The 505-nt window shown below is 68.5% G+C and carries 1 protein-coding gene; it reads left to right on the top strand.

The genetic code is table 11. From position 1 onward, the window contains the following. A partial coding sequence (locus D9R14_RS22765; RefSeq protein WP_281042042.1) for a tripartite tricarboxylate transporter substrate-binding protein occupies window positions 1–505 on the top strand: 505 nt, incomplete at both ends.

The raw sequence follows: 505 nt of genomic DNA, 5'->3' as shown, positions 1-505 counted from the left end.
GCCGACTATCCCGACAAGCCCATCCGGCTGATCGTGCCGTACCCGCCCGGCGGCACGACCGACCTGCTGGCGCGAGCCATCGCGCCCAGGCTCGGCGAGCGCCTCAAGCAGACGGTGATCATCGACAACCGGGCAGGCGCCGGCGGCGTGATCGGCGCTCAGATGGTCGCGCGGGCAGCCCCCGACGGCTACACACTCGTCTTCGCATCGATCGCGACGCACGGCATCCTGCCGGTGCTGCAGAAGCCCGCGCCGTACGACGCGGTCAAGGACTTCGCGCCGATCACGCTCGTCGCATCGACCCCAAACGTGCTCGTCGCGAACGTGCAGACTTCCATCAAGTCGGTCGCCGACCTCCTCGCGCAGGCGAAGGCCAAGCCCGGCTCGATCAACTTCGGTTCGACGAGCCTCGGCGGCTCGCCGCACATGAGCGGCGAATTGCTGAAAACGCTCGCGGGCATCGACATCGTCCACGTGCCCTACAAGGGCGGCGCGCCGATGATGG

Source organism: Xanthobacter tagetidis (genome assembly GCF_003667445.1).
Taxonomy (GTDB): Bacteria; Pseudomonadota; Alphaproteobacteria; order Rhizobiales; family Xanthobacteraceae; genus Xanthobacter; species Xanthobacter tagetidis.
The sequence above is the reverse complement of the archived record's forward strand: the minus strand, read 5'-3'. Positions and strand labels throughout refer to the sequence as shown.